Raw genomic sequence first — 24863 nt, forward strand, 5'->3', positions numbered from 1 at the left:
GCGGCGGCCCCGGACCGCTCAGATGTTGCCGCGGCGCTCCTGCTCCCGCTCGATCGCCTCGAACAGCGCCTTGAAGTTGCCCTTGCCGAAGCCGAGCGAGCCGTGCCGCTCGATCAGCTCGAAGAACACCGTCGGCCGGTCCCCGACCGGCTTGGTGAAGATCTGCAGCAGGTAGCCGTCCTCGTCGCGGTCCACCAGGATCCCGCGGGAGCGCAGCTCGCCGATCGGCACCCGGACCCGGCCGATCCGGGCGCGCAGGTCCGGGTCGTCGTAGTAGGCGGCCGGGGTGTCGAGGAACTCGACGCCGCGGGACCGCAGCACGTCGACGGTGCGCAGGATGTCGTCGGTGGCGAGCGCCAGGTGCTGGACGCCGGGGCCGCCGTAGAACTGCAGGTACTCGTCGATCTGCGAGCGCCGCCGACCGGGCGACGGCTCGTTCAGCGGGAACTTCACCCGGTGGTTGCCGCTGGCGACGACCTTGCTCATCAGCGCCGAGTAATCGGTGGCGATGTCGTCGCCGACGAACTCGGCCATGTTCGTGAAGCCCATGATCCGCCGGTAGAAGTCGACCCAGGTGTCCATCCGGCCGAGCTCGACGTTGCCGACGACGTGATCGAGCGCCTGGAACAGCCGTGGCCCCCGGTCCGCGACGGTGGACGAGCGGGCGACGTAGCCGGGCAGGTAGGGGCCGGTGTAGCGGGAGCGGTCGACCAGGGTGTGCCGGGTGTCGCCGTAGGTCGCGATCGCGGCGGTCCGGACGGTGCCGTGCTCGTCGGCGAGGTCGTGCGGCTCGACGAGCACGGTGGCGCCGTGCGCGCGGGCGTGCGCGATACAGCGGTCCACGTCGGGCACCTCGAGGGCGATGTCGACAATGCCGTCGCCGTGCGCGCGATGGTGGTCGGCGACCGGGCCGGCCGGGTCGACGGCGCCGCGCAGCTCGAACCGGACCGCACCGGAGCGCAGCACGTACGCCTGGTGGTCGCGGTTGCCGGTCTCCGGGCCGGAGTAGGCGACCAGCTCCATCCCGTGGACGACCTGGTGGACCAGCGCGGCCTGGGTGGCGTTGCCGACCGCCCACACCACGGCGTCCCAGCCGGTCACCGGGAACGGGTCGCGGGAGCCGTCGTGCTCCACCAGGCCGACCAGGCGGTGCAGGGTGGCGGCGTCCAGCTCGGCCAGCCGCTCGGCGTCGGTGAGGGTGTGCTCGACGGTCATCGGGTCACCTCCGAGGTGGGGCACGGGTGTGCACCGAGGACACCTCAGTCCGGCGAGCTCGGCAACCAGCCCAGCAGGATCTGGCGCCACCGCCCAGATCGGCCCGGCATGAGCCGTGCCGTGCTGGGCGCAGCGCCCAGCAGCCGTCGGTCACCTCCCGGGCCCGCGCCCGGCCCAGCTCCAGGCATACGCCGGGTCCTCGACGGCCGCGCCGCCCGGACCGAGCGACAGCGGCGCGAAGGTGTCGACCATGACGGCGAGCTCGTCGAAGAACTCCGCACCGAGCGACCGTTCGACCGCGCCGGGCTGCGGGCCGTGCGAGTGACCGCCCGGGTGCAGCGAGACCGAGCCCTGCCCGATGCCCGAGCCCCTGCGGGCCTCGTAGTCGCCGCCGCAGTAGAACATCACCTCGTCGGAGTCCACATTGGAGTGGTAGTAGGGCACCGGCACGGCCAGCGGGTGGTAGTCGACCTTGCGCGGCACGAAGTTGCAGATCACGAAGTTGCGGCCGGCCAGCACCTGGTGCACCGGCGGCGGCTGGTGCACGCGGCCGGTGACCGGCTCGAAGTCGGCGACGTTGAGGGTGTAGGGGTACAGGCAGCCGTCCCACCCGACGACGTCGAACGGGTGGGTGGGCACGACGTGCCGGGTGCCGGTGACGCCGTGCTCCCCGCCGCGGTGCTTGATCAGGACCTCGACGTCGGTGCCCTCCACCAGCAGCGGGCCGTCCGGGCCGTGCAGGTCGCGCTCGCAGTACGGGGCGTGCTCGAGCAGCTGGCCGTAGCGGGACAGGTACCGCTGCGGCGGCCCGATGTGCGAGCTCGCCTCGATCGCGTACAGCCGCAGCGGCTCGGACCCGGCCGGCACCCAGCGGTGCGTGGTGGACCGCGGCAGCACCACGTAGTCGCCCTCGCGGGCGTCGATCACGCCGAACACCGTCTCCACCACGGCCGCGCCGGACTCGACGTACAGGCACTCGTCGCCGATCGCGTTGCGGTACAGCGGGGAGGGCGCACCCGCGACGACGTAGGAGATCCGCACGTCGGCGTTGCCGAGCACCAGCTGCCGCCCGGTCACCGGATCGGCCGCCTTCCAGTCCGGCCCGCCGAGCCCGTGCAGCCGCAGGTGCCGCGGGATCAGCGGCCGGTTCTCCCGCAGCTCCTGGCCGGGGAGCTCCCACGGGGCCGCGTCGACGATCGCCGACGGCACCCCGCGGTGGTAGAGCAGCGAGGAGTCCGCGGAGAACCCCTCCTCCCCCATCAGCTCCTCCCGGTACAGCGTCCCGTCCGGGGCGCGGTGCTGGGTGTGCCGCTTCGGCGGGACGTCACCTGCTCTGCGGTAGTACGCCATCGGACCGACTCCTCCCCCGTGGGCTGCGGTGCGGCCCGATACTCCCGGCGGCCGGCCCGGTGGCGCCAGCGGGCGGCCTACCGTTGCTCCGGTGACGACCGACGACCTGCCCGGCCGCCCCGCGCCGTCCGGGCCGCCCCGCACCCGTCCGCTGGACCCGGCCGGGCTGGATCCCGAGCGGGCCGCACTGCACGCCCGGATCGCCACCGGGCCGCGGAAGGCGCAGGCCGGGGTGCCGCTGACCGACGAGCGGGACCGGCTGGTCGGCCCGTTCGGGGTGATGCTGTTCTCGCCCCGGATCGGCGACGCCGTGCAGCAGGTCGGGGCCGCGCTGCGGTTCGACGACGACCTCCCGCCGCGGCTGCGCGAGCTGGCCGTGCTCGCCGTCGCCGTGCACCACCGCAGCGCGTTCGAGTGGTCGGCGCACGAGCGTCCGGCCCGGGAGTCCGGCCTGTCCACCGGGCAGCTGCGGGCGGTGCTCGACGGCGCCGTCCCGGACGGGCTGGACGCCGCCGAACGGACCGCGCTGGACGTCGTCCGGACCCTGCTGACCACCCGTGACCTGGACGACGACCGCTACGCCGGCGCGCTGCGCGAGCTCGGCCGGGACACCCTGGCCGCGCTGGTGTGGCTGACCGGCTACTACGCGATGCTCGCCGGGGCGCTGGCGGTGTTCCGGCCGGAGTAGCGGGTACCCGCGGTCAACGGCCTACCGCGCGCGGCCGCGATCGCGGATGCTGGGTGTGCCGGAGCCGGGTGGAGGGAGCAGCGTGACCGGGACCGTCGTGGGGCAGACCGTCGCCTCCGCCATGCACACCTTCCCGAAGACCTGCCGGCCGGCGACGACGGTCGGCCAGGCCAGGGCGCTGTTCGGCAAGCCGAAGGTGCACGCGCTGCTGCTGGTCGACGACGACGGGCTGCTGCACGCCGTCGTCGAACGGGCCGACCTGGCCGGACGTGCCGACGCCGCACCGGCCGCACCGGCCGGCCGGCTGGCCGGTCGCACCGTCGGACCGACCGCGGACCTGCGGACCACCTGGGACGCGATGGCGGGCGAGGGGCGGCGCAGGCTGGCCGTCGTCGACGACGGCGGCCGGCTGCTCGGGCTGCTCTGCCTGAAGCGGTCCGGCCGCGGCTTCTGCTCCGACGAGGGCATCCGCGCCCGGGAACGGGAGCGCGCCGGGCCCGGCCGGACCGCCCGATCGGGGTGATCGTCGCCACATCGGCGTGAGGGAGCCGGCCGTGGGGCACTCCCACCCACGCAGGCAACCCGAGGAGGTCATCGTGTCGTTCACCGACAAGATCAAGAACAAGGCCGAGAACGCCACCGGCGTCGCCAAGGAGAAGGCCGGCGAGGCGACGGGTGACAACGAGCTGCGCGCCGAGGGCAAGGCCGAGCAGAGCAAGGCCTCGCTGAAGGACGCCGGCGAGAAGGTCAAGGACGCCGCGTCCAACGTCAAGGACGCCTTCACCAGGGACTGACCGCCCGGGGCCTGCGCCCGCGGAACCCGCACCGGGTCCGCGGGCGCCGGCCGTCCCGGTCAGCCGCCGGATCCGCGGGCGGCGGACAGCCCGGCGGCGACCAGCGGGGCCGTCGCGTCGCCGATGCCGTCGAACCCCTCGCCGCGGGTGTCGCCGCGCAGGTGCCGCTCGTGGATGCCCTCGGCGATCACCGCGATCTTGAGGTAGGCCAGCCCGCGGTGGAACGCCCAGTCCCGGGGCTCCCGGCCGGAGGCCGCGGTGTAGCGGGCGACCAGCTCGTCCGGGGCGGGCATCCGGGCGCTGGTCGAGGCGGCCGTGCCGGCCAGCACCGGGGCGAACACCTCGTCCCGGTAGACGGTGTGCAGCGCGAGATCGGCCAGCGGATCGCCCAGGGTGGCCATCTCCCAGTCCACGACGGCGAGCACCCGGGTCGGGTCGGCCCGGTCCAGGATGGCGTTGTCGATCCGGAAGTCGCCGTGCACCACGGCCGCGTCGCTCTCCGCCGGGCAGCCGGCGTCGAGCAGGGCGTGCAGCGCGTCCACGTCGGGCAGCTCCCGGGTGCGCACCCGCTGCCACTGCGAGTACCAGCGGTCGACCTGGCGGCGCAGGTAGCCGGCGGGCCGGCCGAGCCCGGCGACCGGCTCCGCGGTCACGTCGACGGCGTGCAGCGCGGCGAGCGTGTCGACGAGCGCGAAGGCGCAGTCCCGGACCAGGCCGTCGGACCAGCCGGCCAGGTCCGCCCCGCCGCGCACCACGATCCCGTCGACGAACCCGGTCAGCGCGAACGGCACCCCGAGCACCGAGTCGTCGGCGAGCGCGACCGCGGGGGCGACCGGCACGCCGGACCCGGCGAGCGCCTCGACGAACCGGAACTCGCGCGCCATGTCGTGCGCCGACGGGGTGAGCGTGCCCAGCGGCGGGCGGCGCAGGATCCAGGTGGCGGCGCCGTCGGTGACCCGGTAGGTCAGGTTGGACCGGCCGCCGGAGACCAGCTCGGCGGTGACGCCGCCGCGGTACCCCTCGGCGTTCCCGGCCAGGAAGCGGTCCAGCGCGACCAGGTCGAGGCCGTCCGGGCCGCTCACCGGACGCCCGCCGGCCGCGCAGCCCCGGCCGACCCGGCCGACCCGGCCGACCCGGCCGACCCGGCTGTCCCGGCTGTCCCGGCCGACCCGGCAGTGTGCCGGCCCACCACCCGGCGGGCGATCGACCAGCGGTGCGTCTCGGACGGGCCGTCGTAGATCCGGAACGGCCGCACCTCGCACAGGAACCGGCCCAGCAGCACGTCCCCGGAGACGCCGAGCGACCCGCAGAGCTGCAGCGACCGGTCGACCACCCGCCACACGGCCTCCGCGGTGAAGGTCTTCGCGATCGACACCTCGGCCCCGGCGTGCCGGCCCCGGTCCAGCTCCCAGCAGGCGCGCAGGATCAGCCCGCGGGCGGCCGCGACGTCGATCTCGTTGTCGGCGATCATCGCCTGGGCCATGCCGAGGTCGCCGAGCCGGGAGCCGAACAGCCTGCGCTGCGCCGCGTGCCCCACCGCGATGTCCTGGGCCCGGCGGGCGATCCCGAGCCAGCGCATGCAGTGCGTCATCCGGGCCGGGCCGAGCCGCACCTGGGCGTAGCGGTAGCCCTGGTCGGCCTCGCCGAGCACCGCGTCGTCGCCGACCCGGCAGTCGTCGAAGGTGACCTCGAGGTGCCCGCCGTACAGCGACTCGTCGAGCGTCGGGATGTGCCTGCCCACCTGCATGCCCGGGTTGCCGGCGTCGACCAGGAACATGGTGGCGCCGCCACGGTCCCCCGGCTCGCCCGCGGTGCGGGCCATCACGATGGCGAAGGCGGCGCCGTCGGCGCCGGTGATGAACCACTTGCGGCCGTCGATCCGCCAGCCGCCGGGGACCCGGGTGGCGGTGGTGGACAGCGCGTCCGGGTCGGAGCCCGCGCCGGGGGCCGGCTCGGTCATCGCGAAGCAGGACCGCACGTCGCCCGCCGCGAGCGGGGCGAGGTAGCGCGCCTTCTGCTCCTCGCTCGCGATCTGCTCCAGCATGTGCACGTTGCCCTCGTCGGGCGCGGCGATGTTCAGCGCGATCGGGCCGAGCAGCGAGTAGCCGGCCTCCTCGAACACCGCGGCCCGACCGCACATGTCCAGGCCGTGGCCGCCGAACTCCTCGGCCGCGTGCGGCGCGAACACCCCGGCCGCGCGGGCCCCGGCCTGCAGCCGGCGGCGGACCTCCTCGGATCCGACGACGCCGTCGTGCGCCACCTCGACCGGGATCACCTCCTCCCGGACGAACCGCCGGGTGCGGTCGGTGAGCTCGGCGACCCGGGGGTCCGGCTCGAAGTCGACGGCCATGTCTCCTCCTGCGTGTTGGCTAATAGTCATTAGCCACCATGACGACTGGTCGACGCAAGATGCTGCCGCACGGGTCACAGCTCGGGGATAGACTGCTAGCCGTGCGGGAGGCGGAGATCCGGTCGGCCGCGCTGGAGCAGTTCGTCCGGCGCGGCTACGAGGCGACGACGATGGCCGACATCGGGGCCGCCGTCGGGATGCGCGGACCCAGCCTCTACAAGCACGTCAGCTCCAAGCAGGACCTGCTCGCCTCGCTGATGCACGCCACGATGACCGCGCTGCTGCGCGACCACGACGCGGCGGTGTCCGGGGTGGACGATCCGGTGGAACGGCTGCGCCGGGCGGTCGACGCGCACGTCCGGTTCCACGCCCGGCACCGGCGGGAGGCGTTCGTCGGGAACCGGGAGCTGCGCAGCCTCGTCGAGCCGCACCGCTCGGCGATCCTGGGCCTGCGCGACAGCTACGAGCAGCGGTTCCGCGCCCTGATCGGCGACGGTGCCGCGCGCGGCGCGTTCCGGGTCGCCGATCCGCAGCTGGCGTCGTACGCGATCCTCGATCTCGGGATGGGCGTCGCGGTCTGGTTCCGGGAGGACGCCGGGCCGACCGAGAACGACGTCGCCTGGGCGCAGGTGGAGTTCGCGCTGCGGCTGGTCGGCGCGTCCGTCCCGTGACGGCGCGGGGCGTAGGCGCCGTCCCAGCGGCCGCTCGTCCGCCTCGGACGCGGCCTCCCGGTGCACCCCGCCGCGTTCGGTCGCGCCGAAGCCGGACAGGGTCGCGAAGTCCGCCAGGAAGGTCGGGGCGCCGTCGTCCGCCATCGGGTCCTCCTCGTTCGCCGGGTCCCCCATCGCAGCACTGCCGGTGCGCGGCGGTCACCCGCGCGGCGCCGCCGGTTCACCGACGACTGCTGTGCAGCTGCGCAGCGGATCGGGCGCTCCATGACGACCACGTTTCGTTGTGCACCCGCACAGTCAGTCTGCGGCCGGCAGATCGCGGCGTACGTGCGTTCCGCCCGGCCGCCGGGCCGCCGATGCTGGCACGACCCCAACACGGACGGCCCCCTGGAGGCGGCATAGCCGGCGAGACGGCGGACGGGAACACCGGCGGAAGGTGACCGTCACCGACGCCGAGGCGCGCAAGGTCGCGTTCGGCGCGTTCGTCGGCACCGCGCTGGAGTGGTGTACGACTTCTTCCTCTACGGACGGCGGCCGCGGTGATGTTCAACCGGCTCTACTTCGCGACCGACGACGTGGTGGTCTCCACCCTCGCCGCGTTCGCGGTCGGGTTCGCCGCCCGGCCGTTCGGGGCGGTGGTCTTCGGCCACCTCGGCGACCGGATCGGCCGCAAGCGCTGCCTGATCATCACCGTCACCATGATCGGGATCGTGACCGGCCTGATCGGCCTGCTCCCCGACTTCGCCGCGATCGGGATCGCGGCGCCGCTGCTGCTGACCCTGCTGCGGCTACTGCAGGGCGTCGCGGTCGGCGGCGAGTGGGGCGGGGCGGGGCGGTCACCCTGGCCGTCGAGCACGCACCGCCGGAGCGCCGCGGCCGGTACGCCGCGATACCCAGGTCGACTCCCCGGTCGGCACGCTGCTGTCCTCCGGGGCCTTCCTCGCCGTCGCGCAGCTGCCGCCGGAGAGCTTCGACGCCTGGGGCTGGCGGATCCGGTTCCTGGCGGCGTTCCCGCTGCTCGCGGTGGCGGTGTGGCTGCGCAGGCGGGTCGAGGAGTCCCCGCTGTTCGAGCAGATGCTGGCCCGGGACGAGCGGTCCTCGTCCCCGGTCCGGGAGGTGTTCGCGCGGGCCTGGCCGCAGCTCGCGGTCGGTGCGGGCACCACGCTGCTCGGCGTCGGCGGCTTCTACCGGATCTGGCGTGGTGGCACCCCGGTTCTTCGTCGAGCGGGACCGGGTCGCCACCCGGGACTGACCGCGGCGCGCGGCCCGGGCCCGGCCGGATCAGATCGAGGCGAGGATGTCGAAGCCGGCGCCGTCCGCGGTGGCCAGGTAGATGCGCTGCTCGGTGCGGGCCCCGGTGACCCGCACCGTCCCGCGCGGGCCGTCGTGGCAGGACCGGTCGGCGACCTCGGTGAGCGGCCCGATCTCGGCGGTCCCGGCCCGCTCGACCAGCCCGGCCAGCACCCGGACGCCGTCGTAGCAGGACTCGCCGGGGGCGTTCAGCACCGGCGCGTCCGGCCCGAACCGGCGCACGTAGCGGGCGCCGAAGCCGAGACTCTCCGCGGTCGGCAGCGACTCGAAGTAGCCGGCGGCGGTGAACACGTCCCGGGACGCCCGGGCGCCGGTCTGGGCGAGCATGCTCTCGTCCATCAGCGGGGCGAAGCGGGCGCACCGGTCCTCCAGGCCGCGCCGGGCGAACTGCCGGTTGAACTCCACCGCGTCCCGGCCGACGAGCAGCATCAGCACCCCGTCGCCGTCGCCGGACTCGATCCGGCGCAGCACCGGCGCGAAGTCGGCCGTGCCGAGCCGGACGAACCGCGCCCCGTCCAGCGGCGGTGCCCCGCACTCGCGCAGGAACCGGTGCACCAACTCGGTGGAGCGGCGCGGCCACACGTAGTCGTTGCCGACCACGAACCAGCGCCGCACCCCGATCTCCTCGCCCATCCAGCGCAGCGCCGGATACAGCTGGATCTCCGGGGTCTCGCCGATCGCGAACACCCCGGGCGCGGTCTCGCCGCCCTCGTAGAGCGCGGTGAACACGTAGGGGACCCGGCCGCGCAGCCGCGGCACCAGGTGCTGCCGGACGACCGAGGTGTGCCAGCCGACCACGGCGTCCAGCCGGCCGGCGTCGGCCAGCCGCCCGACCTCGTCGGCGACCCGTGCCGGGCCGGCGCCGCCGTCCACCACGATCAGCCGGACCGGCCGGTCGAGGATCCCGCCCGCGGCGTTGATCTCCTCGGCCGCGAGCCTGGCGCAGAGCAGGCAGGACGGCCCGTAGAGCGCCTCGGAGCCCGCGAACGGGATCACGAGGGCCACGGTGAACTCCGTCATGTCCCATCACCCCGGTGTGCAGGCCCCACCGGGGCCAACGCACGCCGGGTTGCCGGGTATTTCCGGATCGGCGACCGGACGGGTTGCGGCACACGCCCGCTGCGGCGTCCGGCGGCGCCCGGTGCGCCGGTCGGTGCAGCGGCGCCGCGGCCACCGGTGCGTTCCGCGGAACGCACCGGGCGGGCGGGTCAGGCCGAGTTCCCGGCGCGTTCCGCGGCGGCGATCGAGCGGAGCTGCTCGTAGCGGATCGTCCCCCCGGCGGCACCCCAGTTGCCGTCCGGCACCTCGTGCACCAGCGTCCACACGTGCAGCCCCTGCTCGTCCGGCAACCCGGCGGCCTCGGCGACCAGCCGGTGCACGTCGGCGACCAAGCCGTCCTTGCGGCGCTGCGAGAACGCGCGGTCGGGCACTGTCACGTCGACCCGGAACCGGGTCGCCGACCGACCGTTGACGCGCAACGCCCCGGCGGGCGTCTCATGCAGGTAGGTCCAGGTGACCTCGCGGAAGAACTCGGTGTCCGGCGCTTTCTCCCACTCCAGCAGGCAGGTCGCGAGGCGGTCCAGGAGACCGGCGGCGACCTCGGCCTCCAGCGCCCCGGCCGGGACGGTCAGCTCGATCATCGGCACGATGTCCTCCTTCGTCGGATCACCGTAATATGCTCTAGGACATAGAGCATGGTCAAGGAGGCCGGGAGTGCCCACGGGGACACCGCGGCGTGGGCAGACGCGCCGCCGCATGATCGAGAGCACGATCGCGCTGCTCCGCGAGCGAGGGGCCGCGGGGACGACGATCGACGCCGTCCTGGAGCACAGCGGAGCCCCCCGCGGCTCGGTCTACCACCACTTCCCGGGCGGCCGGCGGGAGCTGCTGCGCCGCGCCCTGGAGGGCGTCGACCAGGCGATCTCCGTACTGCTCGAGGCGGCCCCGGTCGACGACCCCCGGCGCGTGCTGGACACCTTCGCGACGTTCTGGCGGACCGGGCCGGGCACCGGCGGCGGGACCCTCCCCGGCTGCCCGGTCGTCGCACTGGTCGTCGACGAGGCACCGGCCGACCCGGAGATCGCCGCGCTGGCGCGGGACGTCCTCGACCGCTGGCGCGCCCGGCTGGCGTCGACGCTGACCGCGGCCGGGCTGCCGGCCGACCGCGCGGCACGCCGGGCGACGCTCGTGCTGGCCGCGCTGGAGGGCGCGGTGCTGCTCTGCCGCGCGGACGGCGACAACGCCGCGCTGGACGCGACCGTCCGGGAGCTCGGCGACCTGCTCGACAGCCGGTGACGCTTGACCAAGGACTATGTCATGTCACATAGTTACTGGCGGTAACACTTCCTGCCGATCTCCCGGGAGCGACCCATGACTGCCCACGACGGGGCCTGGCGCAAGACGGCCTGCATCCTCTGCGAGTGCAACTGCGGCCTGGAGGTGCAGGTCACCGGGCGGGAGCTGACCCGGATCCGGGGGGACCGGGAACACCCGGGATCGGCCGGCTACACCTGCGAGAAGCCGCTGCGGCTCGATCGCTACCAGAACGGGCCACACCGGCTCGACACGCCGCTGCGCCGCCGCCCGGACGGGAGCTACGAGGAGATCGACTGGGACACCGCGCTGGACGAGATCGCGGCCCGGCTCGCCGCCGTCCGGGACACCCACGGCGGCGAGTCGATCTTCTACTACGGCGGCGGCGGGCAGGGGAACCACCTGGGCGGCAGCCACGGGCGAGCGCTGCAGGCGGCGCTCGGGGTGTGCTACGCGTCGAACGCGCTGGCCCAGGAGAAGACCAGCGAGGGCTGGGTCGATCTCCAGCTGCACGGCAACCACACCACCGGCGACTTCGAGAACTGCGAGGTCGCCGTGTTCATCGGCAAGAACCCCTGGCAGTCGCACGGCGTCGCACGGGCCCGGCCGGTGCTGCGCGAGATCGCCCGCGATCCGGCCCGGACGATGATCGTGGTCGATCCGCGGCGGTCGGAGACGGCCGAGCTGGCCGACCTGCACCTGCAGCTGCGCCCCGGCACCGACGCGTGGTGCATGTCCGCGATCGCGGCGACCCTGGTCCAGGAGGACCTGATCGCGCACGACTGGCTGGAGCAGCACGCGACCGGTGTCGACGCCGTCGTCGCCGCGCTGTCCCTGATCGACATCACCGGGCACGCCGGACACTGCGGGGTGCCCGAGGAGCTGATTCGCACCGCCGCCCGCCGGATCGCCGCGGCCGGCAGCGTCGCCACCTACGAGGACCTCGGCGTCCAGCACTCGTCGAACAGCACGCTGGTCGCGTACCTGAACAAGATGCTGTGGCTGCTGACCGGCAACTTCGCCAAGCCGGGCGGCCAGCACATCCACTCCTGGATGTTCCCGATCGCCGGACGCTGGCATCCGGTCCCGCCGCAGGCCGGCGTGGGGCCCGCGGCCGGGCTCCGCCGCCGGATCGGCCGGGCCGCGATGCGCCGCGGCGCGCCCGCACTGCGCAGGGTGCTGCGGTCGGCGCCGGACCGGCTCCGGCCGCTCGCCGAGCGGGCCGCCGCGGGCATGCTGCGGGCCTTCTTCGATCCGGTCGCCGTGCCGGTCGCCCGCCCGATCGCCGACGCGGTCGGCCGGCTCGAACACGACGGCACCACCCCGGTGACCGGGGCACGCATGCTGTACGGCCTGATCCCGTGCAGCTCGATCGCCGACGAGATCCTCACCGACCACCCGGGCCGGTTCCGGGCCATGTGGGTCGACGGCTCCAATCCGGCCCACTCGCTGCCCGGTTCGGAGCGCTTCGCACGGGCGATGCGCTCGCTCGACGTCTCGGTGGTCGTGGACGTCGCCTTCACCGAGACCGCCCGCCAGGCCGACTACGTGCTGCCCGCCTCCAGCCAGTTCGAGAAGTACGAGGCGTCGATGTTCACGCTGCACTTCCCGCACAACACCTTCCAGCTGCGCCGGCCGTTGATGGACCCGCTCCCGGGCACCCGTCCGGAGGCCGAGATCTACGCGCAGGTCGTCGACCGGCTCGGCGTCGTCGAACCCCGGCTGCTCGACGACCTCACCGCCGCCGCCCGGACCGGGCGGGCCGCGTTCGCACTGGCCCTGTTCTCCACCGTCGAGCAACGGCCCGAGCTGGCGGGCCTGCTGCCGCACCTGCTGTACCGCACGCTCGGCACGACGCTGCCCGCCGGGACCGAGTCCACCGCGCTGGTCTGGGGGCTCGCCCAGCTCTGCGCGATCTCCCAGCCGGACGCGGTCGCCCGGGCCGGGTTCGACGCGCCGGGCTTCCGGCGCGGGGAGCAGCTGTTCGCGGCGATCGTCGACCGGCCGCAGGGCGTGCTGTTCAGCAGCGACCGGCACGACGACGCCTGGGACTACGTCCAGCACCCGGACCGGCGCTTCCACGCCGAGATCCCCGAGCTGCTCGACGAGCTCGCCCGGGTCACCGCCGTCGCCCCCGCGCACGCCGACGCCGAGTTCCCCTTCGTGCTCTCCGCCGGTGAGCGGCGCGCCTTCACCGCCAACGTGATCATCCGGGACCCCGGCTGGCGGCGCCGGGACGCCGACGGCGCGCTGCGGATCAACCCGGACGACGCCGCCGCGCTGGCCGTCGGCACCGGCGACCGGCTGCGGATCGTCACCGCCTCCGGCTCCGCCGTGACCACCGTCGAGGTCAGCGACCGGATGCAGCCCGGGCACGTGTCGCTGCCGAACGGGATGGGCGCCGGCTACCCGACCGGCGACGGCCCGACCGGACCGGAGGACGTCACCGGGGTCGCGCTGAACACGCTCACCCGGGCCGCGGACCGCGACCGGTTCTTCGGCAACCCCGGCCACAAGGCCGTCCCGGCCCGGCTGGAGCCGCTGGGCGATCCGGCCTGAGATCGGCCGGTCAGCGGCGGCGCAGCACCGCCAGCAGCTCCTCCAGGGTGGCCAGGCTGTGCCCGGCGAGCAGCTCGTCGAGGTGCGGCAGTGCGGCCACGATGCCGCCCTGCACCGGGAGGTAGCCGTCCTTCCCGGCGTGCGGGTTGACCCAGACCAGCCGGTGCGCGAGCCGCGCCAATCGGCCGGCCTGCTCCCCCAGCAGCTCCGCGGTGCCGCGCTCCCACCCGTCGGAGAACACCACGACGGTCGCCCCGCGGGCGGTGCCGCGCCGGCCCCAGACGTCGACGAAGATCCGCAGCACCTCCCCGAGCCGGGTCCCGCCCGCCCGGTCCACGATCGCGGCGTCGGCGGCGCGCAGCGCGTGTTCCGGATCGCGCAGCCGCAGCTCCCGGCTGACCCGGGTCAGCCGGGTGCCCAGGGTGAAGACCTCGGTCGACGCCGGGGACCGGCGGGCGACGACGTGCGCGAACCGCAGCAGCGCGTCGGCGTAGGGCTGCATCGACCCGGAGACGTCGATCAGCAGCACCACCCGCCGGGGCCGCCGCTCCTGGTCGCGGCGGTGCAGCGCGCGCAGCTCCCCACCGGCCCGCATCGCGGCCCGCAGGGTGCGCCGCGGATCGGCACCCCCGTGCCGGGCCGGGCGCAGCCGCCTGCTGCGGCGCAGCGGCGGGTCCGGGCGCAGCCGGGCCAGCAGCACCCGCAGGTGCTCCCGCTCGGCCCGGGTGAGCTCGGCGATGTCCCGGTCCCGCAGCACCTCGGTCGTCGAGGCGGCGACCGCGATCTCCAGCACCTCGGCGCTGCCGTCGGCGTCGGCGTCCGGGTCCCGGCCGCTGCCCAGCGGCGCCGGCCGGGCCGGCGGCGGGGTCGCGGCGGGCGGCGCGGTGCGGGCCGTGATCGCCGGATCGAACCAGGTCGCGAATGCGATGTCGTAGCGCGGCAGGTCGTCCGGGTCGGAGCAGAGGGTGACCCGGCCCGCCCGGTACGCCCGCTCCCGGTCGGTCACCCCGAGATGCCCCACCGCCTGCAGGAACGCCGCGACCCGGTCGGTCGGCACGGCGAGGCCGTCGTGCCGCAGCACCGCGGTGAACCCGGCGAGCGCGGCGACCGGGCCGCCCGCCGGGCGGCCGACCAGCAGCGGATCGATCCGGGCGATCGCGTCGGTCCGGGCGGTGTGGATCGGACCGGGCGGCGCGTCCGGCCCGGTCACGACGAGCCGTGCCGCGCCAGCACGGCGAGCGCGCGCTCGGCGTCCTCCCGGTACTTGAGCACCGCGCCGAGGGTGGCCGCCGCCCCGTCGAGGTCGAGCGTGGTGGACCCGATCAGCTGCAGCGCCTGCGCCCAGTCCAGGGTCTCGGCGACGCCCGGCGGCTTCACCAGATCGGCCACCCGCAGCGCCGCGACCGCCTCCGCGACCTCGGTCGCGAGCCGCTCGGACAGCCCGGGCAGCCTGCTGCGCAGGATCCGGATCTCGCCGGCGACGTCGGGATGGTCGAGCCAGACGTAGAGGCAGCGGCGCTTGAGCGCGTCGTGCACCTCGCGGGTCCGGTTCGAGGTGAGCACGACCGCCGGCGGGCTGACGGCCCGGATCTCACCCAGCTCCGGGATGGTGACGGCGTGCTCGGTGAGCACCTCCAGCAGGAAGGCCTCGAACTCGTCGTCGGCGCGGTCGATCTCGTCGATCAGCAGTACCGAGGGGCTGGTGCGCAGGGCGCGCAGGATGGGGCGGGCGAGCAGGAACCGCTCGTCGTAGAGGCTGTGTTCGACGGTGTCGGGATCGAGGTCGCCGCCGGTGGCCTCGAGGGTGCGCAGGTGCAGCAGCTGGCGGGGGAAGTCCCAGTCGTAGAGGGCCTGCCCGGCGTCGATGCCGTCGTGGCACTGCAGCCGGATCAGCGGGGCGCCGAGCACCTGGGCGAGCGCCTGCGCGAACGCCGTCTTCCCGGTGCCCGGCTCACCCTCGCAGAACAGCGGCCGGTTCATCCGCAGCGCCAGGAACGCGGCGGTGGCCAGGTCGTCGCCGGGGAGGTAGCCGGTGCCCGACAGCGCCTTCGCCAGCACCTCCGGCGAGTCGAACCCGGTGGTGGACGGCTCGGCTGGGGACTCTGCCACGGATGTGCCTCCTGGGAACCGGGCGCGGCCGGGGGGATCCCCGGCCGCGCCCGGTGGTGGGAGCGGGATCAGGACTCGTCGGCGCCGATGGCACCGATCAGGCGCAGCACGTAGTCCGGCGCCAGCGGGAGCTGCCGGACCTTCGCCCCGAACGGGGCGAGCGCGTCGGCGACGGCGTTCGCCACCGCGGCCGGGGCGGCGATCTGGCCGCCCTCACCCATCCCCTTGATGCCGCCGATGCTGAACGGCGACGGTGAGCAGAGGCTCAGCACCTCGATCGGCGGGATGTCGGTGGAGGTCGGCACCAGGTAGTCCATGTACGTCGTCGTCTGCGGCTGGCCGTCGTCGCCGTAGACGAACTGCTCGAACAGCGCCCCGCCGACGCCCTGGGTGATCGCGCCGTGCACCTGCGCCTCGACGATCATCGGGTTGATCACGGTGCCGCAGTCCTCGATCGCGACGATCCGGTCGAGGGTGACCGAGCCGGTGCCCGCGTCGACCTCGCACAGCACCACGACGCAGCCGTTGGCGTAGGTCGCGGGCGGGTCGTAGAACCGGGTCGCGGTGAGCAGCGGCTCGGCCGAGCGCACCTCGGAGTCCCAGTACGCGGAGTAGGCGACCTCGGCCATCGTCTTCGACACCCCGGGTGCCCCGGAGACCGAGATGACCGAGTCGTCGATCGTGAGGTCCTCCGGGTTGGCCTCCAGCATGTTCGCGGCGACCTTGAGGATCTGTTCCCGCACGTCGGCGGCGGCCCGGGCGACGGTCGCGCCACCGATCACCGCGCTGCGGCTGGCGTAGGTGCCCAGCCCGTAGGGCGCCGACTCGGTGTCCCCGTAGATGACCTTGACGTCGCCGATCCCGACCCCGAGACCGTCGGCGGCGATCTGGGCGTAGGCGGTCTCGTGGCCCTGCCCGTGGCAGGACGTGCTCACCGCGACGGTGACGGTGCCGCTCGGGTCGATGGTCACCGTCGAGTTGTCGTGCGAGGGCAGCGGGGTGCCGGCCTGCGCCGAGGAGTCGCTGCCCCAGGCGGTCTGCTCGACGTAGGAGCTGATCCCGAGCCCGAGGTAGCGGCCCTGCTCGCGCAGCTCCGCCTGCCGGGCCCGGAACGCGGCGTAGTCGACCGTCTCGATCGCCAGGTCCAGCGACTCGTGGTAGCTGCCGCTGTCGTAGAGCTGCTCGGTGATCGAACGGAACGGCAGCTCGTCGGCGTGCAGCATGTTGCGGTGCCGGATCTCGACCGGGTCGATGCCGAGGCCGCGGGCGATCTCGTCGACCACGATCTCGCGGACCGTGTTCGCCGCCGTCCAGCCGACCCCGCGGTAGGCGGCGACCGGGCTCTTGTTGGTCAGCGACGCGGCGACCGTCTCGTCGTAGGCGTCGAGCCGGTACGGCCCGGGGAACGACTTGGCGGCCAGCGCCGGCTCGATCAGCGCGCTCTCGGTGTTGAACGAGTAGCCACCGCCGTCGCCGACGAACTCGCCGCGGACCGCGAGCAGCTTCCCCTCGTTCGTGACGGCCACCTCCAGGGTGATGTGCTCCTCCTTCGCCTGGGTCGCGGCCAGCAGGTGCTCGTGCCGGTCCTCGATCCACTTCACCGGCCTGCCGAGCGCGACGGCGACGAACGGGATCACGATCTCCTCGGGCGAGGTGCACATCTTCTGCCCGAACCCGCCGCCGACCTCGGGCGCGATCACCCGCACCCGGTGCTCGGGCATGCCGAGCTGGCCGGCGATGATCGAGCGCAGGAAGTGCGGCATCTGGGTGGACGACCAGACGGTGAGCTGCTTGTCGTGCCGCTCGTAGTCGGCCAGCACGCCGCGGGTCTCCATCGGGGCCGCGCCGTAGCGGTTGTGGTGGAACGAGATCTCGAAGACCCGGTCGGCGGCGGCGAAGGCCGCGTCGCTGTCCCCGTGCCGCTCGGTCTGCCGGTAGATCTCGTTGGTGCCCAGGTCCTCGAACAGCAGCGCGGCGCCCGGCGCGTTGGCGGCGGTGACGTTCGGGATCGGCGGGAGCACCTCGTACTCGACTGCCGCGCCGAGCTCCTCGGCGGCGTCCTCGGCGGCGTAGCGGTCGGCCGCGACCACGATGGCGACCGCGTCGCCGACGAACCGGACCTTGTCGATGGCGATCACGTTCTGCGGGGTGCGCAGCAGGTGGTCCAGGGCGACGTGGTCGATCAGCGGCGGTACGTCGGCCAGGTCCTTGCCGGTGAACACCCACACCGAGGTGCCGAGCCCGGGCAGCACCGAGGTGTCCACCGAGACGATCCGGGCGTGCGGGTGCGGGGAGCGGACGTAGACGGCGTGCAGCATCCGGGGCCGGACCAGGTCGGCCACGTAGCGCGCGTTGCCGGTCAGGAACCGGGGGTCCTCGACCCGCTTGGTGCGCTTGCCGATCCACTTGTCGGTGCGGATCCGCAGGTGCTCGGCGGCGAGCCCGTTCCCGGCCGCGGGGGCGGCGGTGGGGGCGGGGAGAGTCTCGGTCATGGTGGGAGGTTCCCTTCTGGAGGGGGCTGCTCGGGAGGGGCGAGACCCTGGGTCAGGACGCCCGGGCGCCGGGCTGCGCGGCCTTGGCCGACGCGGCGGCCGCCGAGACGGAGCGGACGATGTTGGTGTAGCCGGTGCAGCGGCAGAGGTTGCCGTTGAGCCCGACCCGGATCTCCTCGTCGGTCGGGTCCGGGTTCTCGGCGAGCATCGCGTGCGTCGTCATCAACATGCCGGCGGTGCAGAAGCCGCACTGCAGGCCGTGGTTGTCGGTGAACGCCTGCTGGACGTGGTCGAGCGTGCCCTCGTCGGCGAGGCCCTCGACGGTGGCGATCTCGGCGCCCTCGGCCTGCACGGCGAAGACCAGACAGGACCGGACGGCGCTGCCGTCGAGCAGTACCGTGCACGCGCCACAGACGCCGTGCTCGCAGCCGAGCTTGGTGCCGGTCAGACCGACCTCCTCGCGCAGCACGTCGGCGAGGGTGCGCCGGGGTTCGACGAGCACGTCGTGCGTCTCGCCGTTGACGGTCAGTCCGATCGGGTGCTTGGGGTGGGTCGACATCGTCGGTCGTCTCCTCGGGTTCGGTCGGTCAGCCGCGGGCGCGGTCGAGGGCGGTGCGGAGGCCGCGGGTCACCAGGACCCCCGCGACGTGCCGCCGGTAGGCGGCGCTGCCGTGGATGTCGCCGGTCGGGGTCAGGTCCGACGAGACGGCCGCGCCGGCCGAGCGGAGCAGTTCCTCGTCGACGTCGGCCCGGGCGGTGCCGACGAGCAGCTGCTCGGCCGCCGCCATCCGCTGCGGGGTGCCGCCGCCGCCGAACACGGTGACCCGCGCCTGCGAGACGGATCCGCCGGTCACCGCGACCAGGGTGACGACGCCGACGATCGCGAAGTCGCCGTGCCGGCGGGTGACCTCCTCGAACGACCAGCCCGCGCCCGGATCGGGGCGGTCGAAGGTGACCGAGGTGGCGATCTCGTCGGCGGCCAGCGAGGTCGTCAGGTAGGAGTCGAAGAAGTCGGCGGCGCCGATCGTGCGGGTGCCGCCGGGGCCCTGTGCGGTGACGGATCCGCCGAGGGTGGCGAACACGGCGGGCATCTCGGCGGCCGGATCGGCGTGGCACAGGCTGCCGACGACGGTGCCCCGGTTGCGGATCTGCGGGTGCCCGACGTGCCCGAGCGCGGCCGCCAGCATCGGGACCGCGGCCGTGACGTCCGGGGAGATCTCCACCGCGTGCTGGCGGGCGGTGGCCCCGACGGTGATGCCCGCCGGGCCGACCTCGACGGCGTCCAGACCGGGGATCCGGTTCAGGTCGACCAGGTCGGTCGGGTTGGCGAGCCGCAGGTTCATCATCGGGACCAGGCTCTGGCCGCCGCAGATGACCTTGGCGTCGGCCGCCGCCCCGAGGTGCCCGACGGCCTCCTCGACGGTCCGGCAGGAGTGGTAGGTGAAGGTGGCGGGTTTCATCGGGTGTCCCCTCGGGAGCAAGTGCGTGAGCGGCGGCGAGGTGGTGGGGTCCGCGGTCCCGCTCGGCGGTGGCGCGGGACGGGCGGATCGAGATCGAGAACGTCACCGAGCGTAGGAGCGGGCCGGATCGGCATCTTTGGAATCCGTGCCGAAGGGATCGCCGAACTTGGCGGAGCTGCACAACGCGTTGCGGGATGTCAATTCGATGCTGCGTGATGTGAATGACATGTTACGAACCGATTCCGCGGATGTCTTCGCGGATCGGCGACGCAGATGCGGTTACCTGTCCGGGTTCCGGCCGGCCGCGGCGTCCAGAACCGCCGAGATGATCTTCTGGTAGCCGGTGCACCGGCAGAGGTTCCCGGCCAGTGCCACCCGCACGTCGTCCTCGTCCGGCTCCGGGGTCCGGTCGAGCAGTGCGGTCGCCGACACCACCACCCCCGGCGTGCAGAAGCCGCACTGCACCCCGCCCGCCTCCAGCAGCGCGCGCTGGACCGGCGACGGCGCGTCGGCCGAGCCGATGCCCTCGACGGTGGTCACCGCGCGGCCGTCGGCCTGCACGGCGAGATAGGAGCAGGCGTTCACCGGGTCGCCGTCGAGCAGCACCATGCAGGCCCCGCACTCGGAGTCGTCGCAGCCCTCCTTCGGCCCGGTGATCCCGAGATCGGTGCGGAGCACCGAGAGCAGGGTGCGGTGCGGATCGAGATCGAGCGCGGACCGGACGCCGTTGGCGGTCAGGACGACGGGGACGGGTGTCATGCGGTCCTCCCGGCGGGGATGTGGTGGGTGTTCCCGGCCCGCCCGGCGGCCGCGGCCAGCGCCCGCCCGACGAGCACGGCGACCATCGCGGCGCGGTACCCGGCGCCGGCGCGCACGTCGCTGATCGGCCGGACCGACGCCCGGGCGGTGGCCCCGGCCCGGGCCAGGGCCTCCGGATCGGGGTGCCGGCCGGCGAGCAGGTCCCCGATCCCGGGCACCAGCAGGCAGGTCGGCGCGACGGCGGTGAGCGCGACCGCAGCCGCGACGAACCGCCCGTCCGGACCGAGGGTGACCGCGGCGGCGGCCCCGACCACCGCGATCTCCATCGCCCGCCGGTGTTCGAGCCGGACGTAGGCGCTGCCCGAGCGCGGCGCCGGGGCGGGCACCGTCACCTCGGTCAGCAGCTCGTCGGGGGCGGCGGCGGTCCGGCCCGGGCCGGTCAGGAACCGCTCGACCGGCAGGGTCCGGTGCCCGCCCGCCCGGCGCAGCCCGATCCGGGCGCCGAGCACGAGCAGCGGCGATCCGGTGTCCATCGCCGGGGAGGCGTTCATCAGGTTGCCGCCCAGCGTCCCGGTGGCCCGGGTGGCGGGCGAGCCGACCATCGCCGACGCGTCGGACAGCGCGGACCAGCGGTCCCGGACGGCCGGATCGGTGGTGAGCGCGGCGTGGCTGGTCCCGGCGCCGATCGTCAGACCGGCGTCGTCGACGTGCAGCCCGCGCAGCTCGTCGATCCGGTGCAGCGCGAGCAGTGACACGGGCAGCGGCGCCTTCCCGCCGCGGGCGGCGACGACCAGATCGGTGCCGCCCGCGACCGGGCGGGTGCCGGGCCGCTCGGCGAGCAGGTCGAGTGCCTCGGCGAGGGTGCCGGGGGCGGCGTAGCTGCGGTGGTTCACGACCGGGCCCCGTCGGTTCCGGGGCCGTCGGGGTCGTCGGGGCTGTCGGGGTCGTCGGGGCCGTCGGGGCTGTCGGCCGGGTCGTGCAGCGCCGCCCAGACCCGTTCGGCGGTCATCGGCAGCGCCCGGACCCGGCGGCCGGTGGCGGCGGCGATCGCGTTGCCGATCGCGGCGGTGGTGCCGACCACGGTGGGCTCGCCGACCGCCTTCGCGCCGTACGGCCCGCCCTGGTCGACCGGGTCGTCGAGGAACTCGCTGACGATCCGGGGCGCGTCGGCGGCGGTGACCAGCTTGTAGCCGAGCAGGCCCGGGTTGAGCTGGTGCCCGTCGGCGTACCGGCTGCCCTCCAGCAGTGCCATCCCCATCGCCTGGACCACCCCGCCCTCCACCTGGCCCTCGGCGCCGACCGGATTGAGCACCCGGCCGAACTCGTGCACCGCGACGACCTCGCCGACCGTGGTGACGCCGGTGTCCGGGTCGACCCGCACCCGGGCGACGTTGCAGAAGAACGACGGGGCCGCGAACGCGGCGTAGCCGAGCCGCCCGCCGCAGCCGCTGACGTCGTGCTCGGGCAGCGGCGGCGGGGTGCCGGAGCCGCTGGCGATCAGCTGGGTCGAGGCGGCGAACTCGGCGATCGGGACCGACCGCTCCGGGACCCCGCGGACCCGGACGGTGCCGGCGGCGAGCTCCAGGTCGGCGCGGTCGATCTCCAGCCGGGCGGCCGCCAGGTCGAGCAGCCGGTCCCGGATCACCCGGGCCGCCTCGACCACGGCGCGCCCGTTGTTGAAGGTGGTCTGGCTGCCGGCGCTGCCGATGTCGAACGGCCCGGAGCCGGTGTCCTGGTACTGCACCGAGAACTCCCCGGGCGCCATCCCCAGCTCCTGCGCGGCGAGCAGCGGGAGCCCCATCACCGAGCCGCTGCCGTTCTCCTGGGCGCCGGTGACGATCGTGCCGGTGCCGTCCGGGTTGATCCGCAGGTAGGCACCGGAGGGCACGGACAGGCTGAACCACCAGCCGACGGCGACGCCGAGTCCCTCGTGCGGGCCGGGCTCCGGGCCGCGTGCGGCCAGCTCGACGGCCCGGTCCAGGCACTCGACGGCGCTGGCGCTGACGAACCGCTGCCCGGTCTGCCCGGTGTCGCCGGTCCGCACCAGGTTCCGGCGCCGGAACTCGACCGGATCGAGCCCGGCCAGCGCGGCCAGCGCGTCGGTGTGCTGCTCGACCGCCCAGCAGGTCTGCGGCCCGCCGGGGGCGCGGACGCTGCCCGCCGGGGTGCGGTTGGTGTAGACGGTGTGCACCTCGGCGTGCAGGTGCGGGATCCGGTAGGGGCCGGCGACCATCATCAGGCCGATCTCGGTGGCGAACAGCGCGTCGCCGCAGTAGGCGCCGGAGTCGAGGACCAGCCGGGCCCGGCGGGCGGTGATCGTGCCGTCGCGGCGCAGGCCGGTGGTCAGCCGGATCCGGGTGGCGTGCCGGACCTTGTCGGTGGCCAGGAACTCCTCGCGCCGGCTGAACACCAGCCGGACCGGCCGCCGGGTGGCCCTGGCGAGCAGCGCGACGTGCGCCTCGAAGTGGAAGTCGCACTTGCCGCCGAACCCGCCGCCCAGGTGCGGCACGACGATCCGGACGTCGCTCAGCGGCAGCTGCAGGGTCTCGGCGACCCCGGCCCTGGCCGGGAACGGGACCTGGCTGGTGCTCCAGATCGTGACCGTCGAGCCCTGCCACTGGGCGACGACGGCGTGCGGCTCGATCGGGACGGCGTGCACCATGTCGCTGGTGTAGGTCTCGGTGAGGGTCAGCTCGGCCTCGGCGAAGCCGGCGTCCACGTCGCCCTTGACCGAGGTCATGTGGCCGCAGTCGTTGGGGCCGCGCTGCACCCCGGACTGGGTCCCGTAGCCGGCCCAGCCGGCGTGCACCGGCGCCGAGTCCGGCGCCAGCGCCGCCTCCGGATCGAGGATCGGGGGCAGGTCCTGGTAGACCACCTGCACGGCGGCGGCGGCCGCGGCGGCGTGCTCGGCGGTGTCGGCGGCGACGGCCGCGACGATCTCCGCCTCGAACCGCACCACGTCGGTCGCGAACAGCGTGCGGTCCTTGACGAACATCCCGTAGCGGACCGGCGGGGCGTCCGCCGCGGTGAGCACGGCGTGCACCCCGGGCAGCGCGGACGCCGCGGTGGTGTCGATCGAGACGATCCGGGCGTGCGGGCGCCCGGCGTAGACGAACGCGGCGTGCAGCAGGCCGGTGAACGACAGGTCGGCGGTGTAGCGGGCCTCGCCGCTCACCTTCTCCGGCCCGTCCCGCCGGACGAACCGGCTGCCGAGCACGGTGGGCGGGACGGTCGCGGTCATCGCGGGCTCCTTGCCGGGGAACGGGACGGGACGCCGGGCCGGCCGGCGGGCGGCCCGGGCATGCGCGGTGGGACGAGCGGCGGCCCGACGGCCCGCACCCGGACCCGGACGGCCGGATCGCGCAGGTAGGACAGCGGGATCTCCTCGACGCCCGCCACCCGGACGCGCTCCGGGCAGGCGCCGGCCTGCACGGCGTGGTCGACGGCCTCCGCGGACAACTCCTCGACGGCCCGGCGGAGCAGGTCGGGGCGGCCGCCGCAGATCCGCTCGGCGGTGCCGCCGACCGGGGCGACCGCGGCGCCGACCGCGTTGGCGACCTCGCCGTGCGGCGGCCGCACGACGCGGCCGACGCCGGGCAGCCGGTCCGGCGCGATCCCGCCGCCACCACCGACGACGAGCACCGGCAGCCCGTGCGCGCCGAGCCCGATCCGGTCCACCGCCTCGGCGAGCTGCTGGTCGTAGCGGGCGAGCCGGCGGGCCAGCGCGGCCCGCTCCGCCTCGGGCACCGCGACGCCGCCCGCCGTCGTCCGCCCGTCGGCGACGGCCGCGTCGGTGAGGGTCGCGAGCGGTCCGCCGTTGCACCGGGCGTCGCGCAGCGAGCCGCCGCCGGCCGGGAGCACGATCAGGTCCGGCAACCGCAGGTTGGTCACCACCCCCCCGATCGTGTACGGCGAGTTCGACTCGTCGGGGAACCCGTCGACGAGCCGGCCGACCGTGGTCCGCGAACCGCCCACGTCGACGACGACGGCGTCGGCCAGGCCGCTGCCGTGCGCGCCGCCGCGCATGCTGTTCGCCGGCCCGCTGCCGATCGCGAGGATCGGGAAGCGGGTCGCGTGGCCGAGCGCGCGCAGCGTCCCGTCGCGCTGGGTCAGGAAGCACTCGGCGTCCATCCCGTGCCGGGCGACGACGGCGCGCAGCGCCGAGGCGGTGTGCTCCACCCCGCCGGAGAGGGCGGCGTTCAGCACGGTGGCGTTCTCCCGTTCCAGCAGTCCCATCGAGCCGATCTCGTGGCTGGCCGACACGGTCACCGGGCCCAGCCGGTCGGCCAGGATCCGGGCCGCCCGCAGCTCGTCGGACGGGTCGACCGGGGAGAACACGGCGGTGACCGCGACGGCGTCGGCGCGGCCGGCGACGGCGTCGGCGAACCGGGCGACGGCGCGCTCGTCGAGCGGTGCGATCCGGGTGCCGTCGAGCTCGCAGCCACCCGCGACGATCGCGGTGCCCGCACCGACGGCCGAGCGCAGCCCGGACGGCCAGGTCGCCATCGGCGGGATCGCCCCGCTCAGCGGCGCCCCGATCCGCAGCACCGCGACCCGGCGCAGTCCGGCCCCGGCGTCCACCGAGTCCTGGGTGCGGTCGGTGCCGAGGCTGATCGCGCGGACCGCGGCCGGATCGACCGTGCCCCGGACCAGCAGCGAGGACACGGCGGTGTCGATGCACTCGGCGAGATCGGCGACGGCGGGCACCTTGGCCTGGGCGGTGACCACCCCGGCGGCGTCGACGAGCACCGTGTCGGTGTTGGTCGATCCGACGTCGATCCCCATCCGCAGA

General features: G+C 74.8%; 23 protein-coding genes. 7 read left to right on the plus strand and 16 right to left on the minus strand.

From position 1 onward, the window contains the following. Positions 1–18 precede the first annotated feature (18 nt). Together hppD and ACVJO7_RS18480 are read right to left on the minus strand one after the other, a co-directional pair. The gene (gene hppD / locus ACVJO7_RS18475) at positions 19–1215 is read right to left on the minus strand and encodes a 4-hydroxyphenylpyruvate dioxygenase (protein ID WP_344021227.1); all 1197 of its coding nucleotides are present in this window, start codon (positions 1213–1215) and stop codon (positions 19–21) included. A 150-nt stretch (positions 1216–1365) separates the two neighbouring features. Continuing rightward, complete coding sequence (locus ACVJO7_RS18480; protein ID WP_491673916.1) at positions 1366–2565, minus strand: homogentisate 1,2-dioxygenase; 1200 nt, start codon at positions 2563–2565, stop codon at positions 1366–1368. Between the two features lie 91 nt (positions 2566–2656). Between ACVJO7_RS18480 and ACVJO7_RS18485 the strand changes: the two genes are divergently transcribed. The 3 genes from ACVJO7_RS18485 to ACVJO7_RS18495 all read left to right on the plus strand — a co-directional run bounded on the left by ACVJO7_RS18485 (position 2657) and on the right by ACVJO7_RS18495 (position 4047). Then, on the plus strand, positions 2657–3253 hold the full coding sequence (locus ACVJO7_RS18485) for a carboxymuconolactone decarboxylase family protein (protein ID WP_491673917.1): 597 nt from the start codon (positions 2657–2659) through the stop codon (positions 3251–3253). Positions 3254–3335: 82 nt separating this feature from the next. Further along, positions 3336–3776: a CBS domain-containing protein gene (locus tag ACVJO7_RS18490; protein WP_491673918.1), complete on the plus strand. Its 441-nt coding sequence runs from the start codon at positions 3336–3338 to the stop codon at positions 3774–3776. Positions 3777–3849: 73 nt separating this feature from the next. After that, the gene (locus ACVJO7_RS18495; protein ID WP_344021236.1) at positions 3850–4047 is read left to right on the plus strand and encodes a CsbD family protein; all 198 of its coding nucleotides are present in this window, start codon (positions 3850–3852) and stop codon (positions 4045–4047) included. Between the two features lie 59 nt (positions 4048–4106). Here the strand turns inward: ACVJO7_RS18495 and ACVJO7_RS18500 are convergent, their stop codons facing one another. After that, a complete protein-coding gene (locus ACVJO7_RS18500) occupies positions 4107–5129 on the minus strand; it encodes a phosphotransferase family protein (RefSeq protein WP_491673919.1) in 1023 nt (340 codons plus the stop codon). Continuing rightward, positions 5126–6397, minus strand: a complete 1272-nt coding sequence (locus ACVJO7_RS18505) for an acyl-CoA dehydrogenase family protein (protein ID WP_491673920.1) — start codon at positions 6395–6397, stop codon at positions 5126–5128. Before ACVJO7_RS18505 ends, ACVJO7_RS18500 begins: the two co-directional genes overlap by 4 nt. A 101-nt stretch (positions 6398–6498) precedes the next feature. On the opposite strand from ACVJO7_RS18505, the gene ACVJO7_RS18510 reads away from it, so the two are divergent. Then, entirely contained in the window at positions 6499–7068 is a 570-nt protein-coding gene (locus ACVJO7_RS18510; protein WP_491673921.1) for a TetR/AcrR family transcriptional regulator, read from the plus strand. A gap of 556 nt (positions 7069–7624) precedes the next feature. Here ACVJO7_RS18510 and ACVJO7_RS18515 read toward each other — a convergent pair. Beyond that, the gene (locus tag ACVJO7_RS18515; RefSeq protein WP_491674026.1) at positions 7625–7756 is read right to left on the minus strand and encodes a hypothetical protein; all 132 of its coding nucleotides are present in this window, start codon (positions 7754–7756) and stop codon (positions 7625–7627) included. Between ACVJO7_RS18515 and ACVJO7_RS18520 the strand changes: the two genes are divergently transcribed. Next, the gene (locus ACVJO7_RS18520) at positions 7704–8429 is read left to right on the plus strand and encodes a hypothetical protein (protein WP_491674017.1); all 726 of its coding nucleotides are present in this window, start codon (positions 7704–7706) and stop codon (positions 8427–8429) included. The two genes, ACVJO7_RS18515 and ACVJO7_RS18520, sit on opposite strands and share 53 nt — an antisense overlap. On the opposite strand, the gene ACVJO7_RS18525 is transcribed toward ACVJO7_RS18520, so the two are convergent. Together ACVJO7_RS18525 and ACVJO7_RS18530 are read right to left on the minus strand one after the other, a co-directional pair. Beyond that, on the minus strand, positions 8350–9399 hold the full coding sequence (locus ACVJO7_RS18525) for a substrate-binding domain-containing protein (protein ID WP_491673922.1): 1050 nt from the start codon (positions 9397–9399) through the stop codon (positions 8350–8352). The genes ACVJO7_RS18520 and ACVJO7_RS18525 overlap by 80 nt on opposite strands. Positions 9400–9587: 188 nt before the next feature. Next, complete coding sequence (locus tag ACVJO7_RS18530; protein ID WP_491674018.1) at positions 9588–10019, minus strand: tautomerase family protein; 432 nt, start codon at positions 10017–10019, stop codon at positions 9588–9590. Between the two features lie 115 nt (positions 10020–10134). Between ACVJO7_RS18530 and ACVJO7_RS18535 the strand changes: the two genes are divergently transcribed. Both ACVJO7_RS18535 and ACVJO7_RS18540 read left to right on the plus strand, forming a co-directional pair. After that, on the plus strand, positions 10135–10674 hold the full coding sequence (locus ACVJO7_RS18535) for a TetR/AcrR family transcriptional regulator (RefSeq protein ID WP_491673923.1): 540 nt from the start codon (positions 10135–10137) through the stop codon (positions 10672–10674). A 75-nt stretch (positions 10675–10749) separates the two neighbouring features. Then, positions 10750–13251 carry a molybdopterin-dependent oxidoreductase gene (locus ACVJO7_RS18540; RefSeq protein ID WP_491673924.1) on the plus strand — a complete coding sequence of 834 codons (2502 nt, stop codon included), beginning with the start codon at positions 10750–10752 and terminating at the stop codon, positions 13249–13251. Between the two features lie 10 nt (positions 13252–13261). Here ACVJO7_RS18540 and ACVJO7_RS18545 read toward each other — a convergent pair whose 3' ends face one another. From ACVJO7_RS18545 to ACVJO7_RS18585, 9 genes are all read right to left on the minus strand, one after another. Then, positions 13262–14398, minus strand: a complete 1137-nt coding sequence (locus ACVJO7_RS18545) for a vWA domain-containing protein (RefSeq protein WP_491674019.1) — start codon at positions 14396–14398, stop codon at positions 13262–13264. A 59-nt stretch (positions 14399–14457) separates the two neighbouring features. Then, positions 14458–15360 (minus strand): AAA family ATPase, encoded by a 903-nt coding sequence (locus ACVJO7_RS18550; RefSeq protein ID WP_491673925.1) that lies wholly within the window; start codon positions 15358–15360, stop codon positions 14458–14460. Positions 15361–15428: 68 nt separating this feature from the next. Beyond that, complete coding sequence (locus tag ACVJO7_RS18555; RefSeq protein WP_491673926.1) at positions 15429–17852, minus strand: xanthine dehydrogenase family protein molybdopterin-binding subunit; 2424 nt, start codon at positions 17850–17852, stop codon at positions 15429–15431. A 52-nt stretch (positions 17853–17904) separates the two neighbouring features. Next, entirely contained in the window at positions 17905–18411 is a 507-nt protein-coding gene (locus ACVJO7_RS18560; protein ID WP_491673927.1) for a (2Fe-2S)-binding protein, read from the minus strand. A gap of 28 nt (positions 18412–18439) precedes the next feature. Next, positions 18440–19312, minus strand: coding sequence for an FAD binding domain-containing protein (locus ACVJO7_RS18565; protein ID WP_491673928.1), 873 nt, complete (start codon positions 19310–19312; stop codon positions 18440–18442). A gap of 279 nt (positions 19313–19591) precedes the next feature. Beyond that, positions 19592–20071: a (2Fe-2S)-binding protein gene (locus ACVJO7_RS18570; RefSeq protein ID WP_491673929.1), complete on the minus strand. Its 480-nt coding sequence runs from the start codon at positions 20069–20071 to the stop codon at positions 19592–19594. After that, on the minus strand, positions 20068–20964 hold the full coding sequence (locus ACVJO7_RS18575) for an FAD binding domain-containing protein (protein WP_491673930.1): 897 nt from the start codon (positions 20962–20964) through the stop codon (positions 20068–20070). Before ACVJO7_RS18575 ends, ACVJO7_RS18570 begins: the two co-directional genes overlap by 4 nt. Next, complete coding sequence (locus ACVJO7_RS18580; RefSeq protein ID WP_491673931.1) at positions 20961–23312, minus strand: xanthine dehydrogenase family protein molybdopterin-binding subunit; 2352 nt, start codon at positions 23310–23312, stop codon at positions 20961–20963. Before ACVJO7_RS18580 ends, ACVJO7_RS18575 begins: the two co-directional genes overlap by 4 nt. Next, complete coding sequence (locus tag ACVJO7_RS18585; protein ID WP_491673932.1) at positions 23309–24856, minus strand: hydantoinase/oxoprolinase N-terminal domain-containing protein; 1548 nt, start codon at positions 24854–24856, stop codon at positions 23309–23311. The genes ACVJO7_RS18580 and ACVJO7_RS18585 overlap by 4 nt, the downstream gene beginning before the upstream one ends. Between the last annotated feature and the right edge of the window lie 7 nt (positions 24857–24863).

The sequence above is a fragment of the Pseudonocardia sp. DxW genome, from assembly GCF_058448985.1.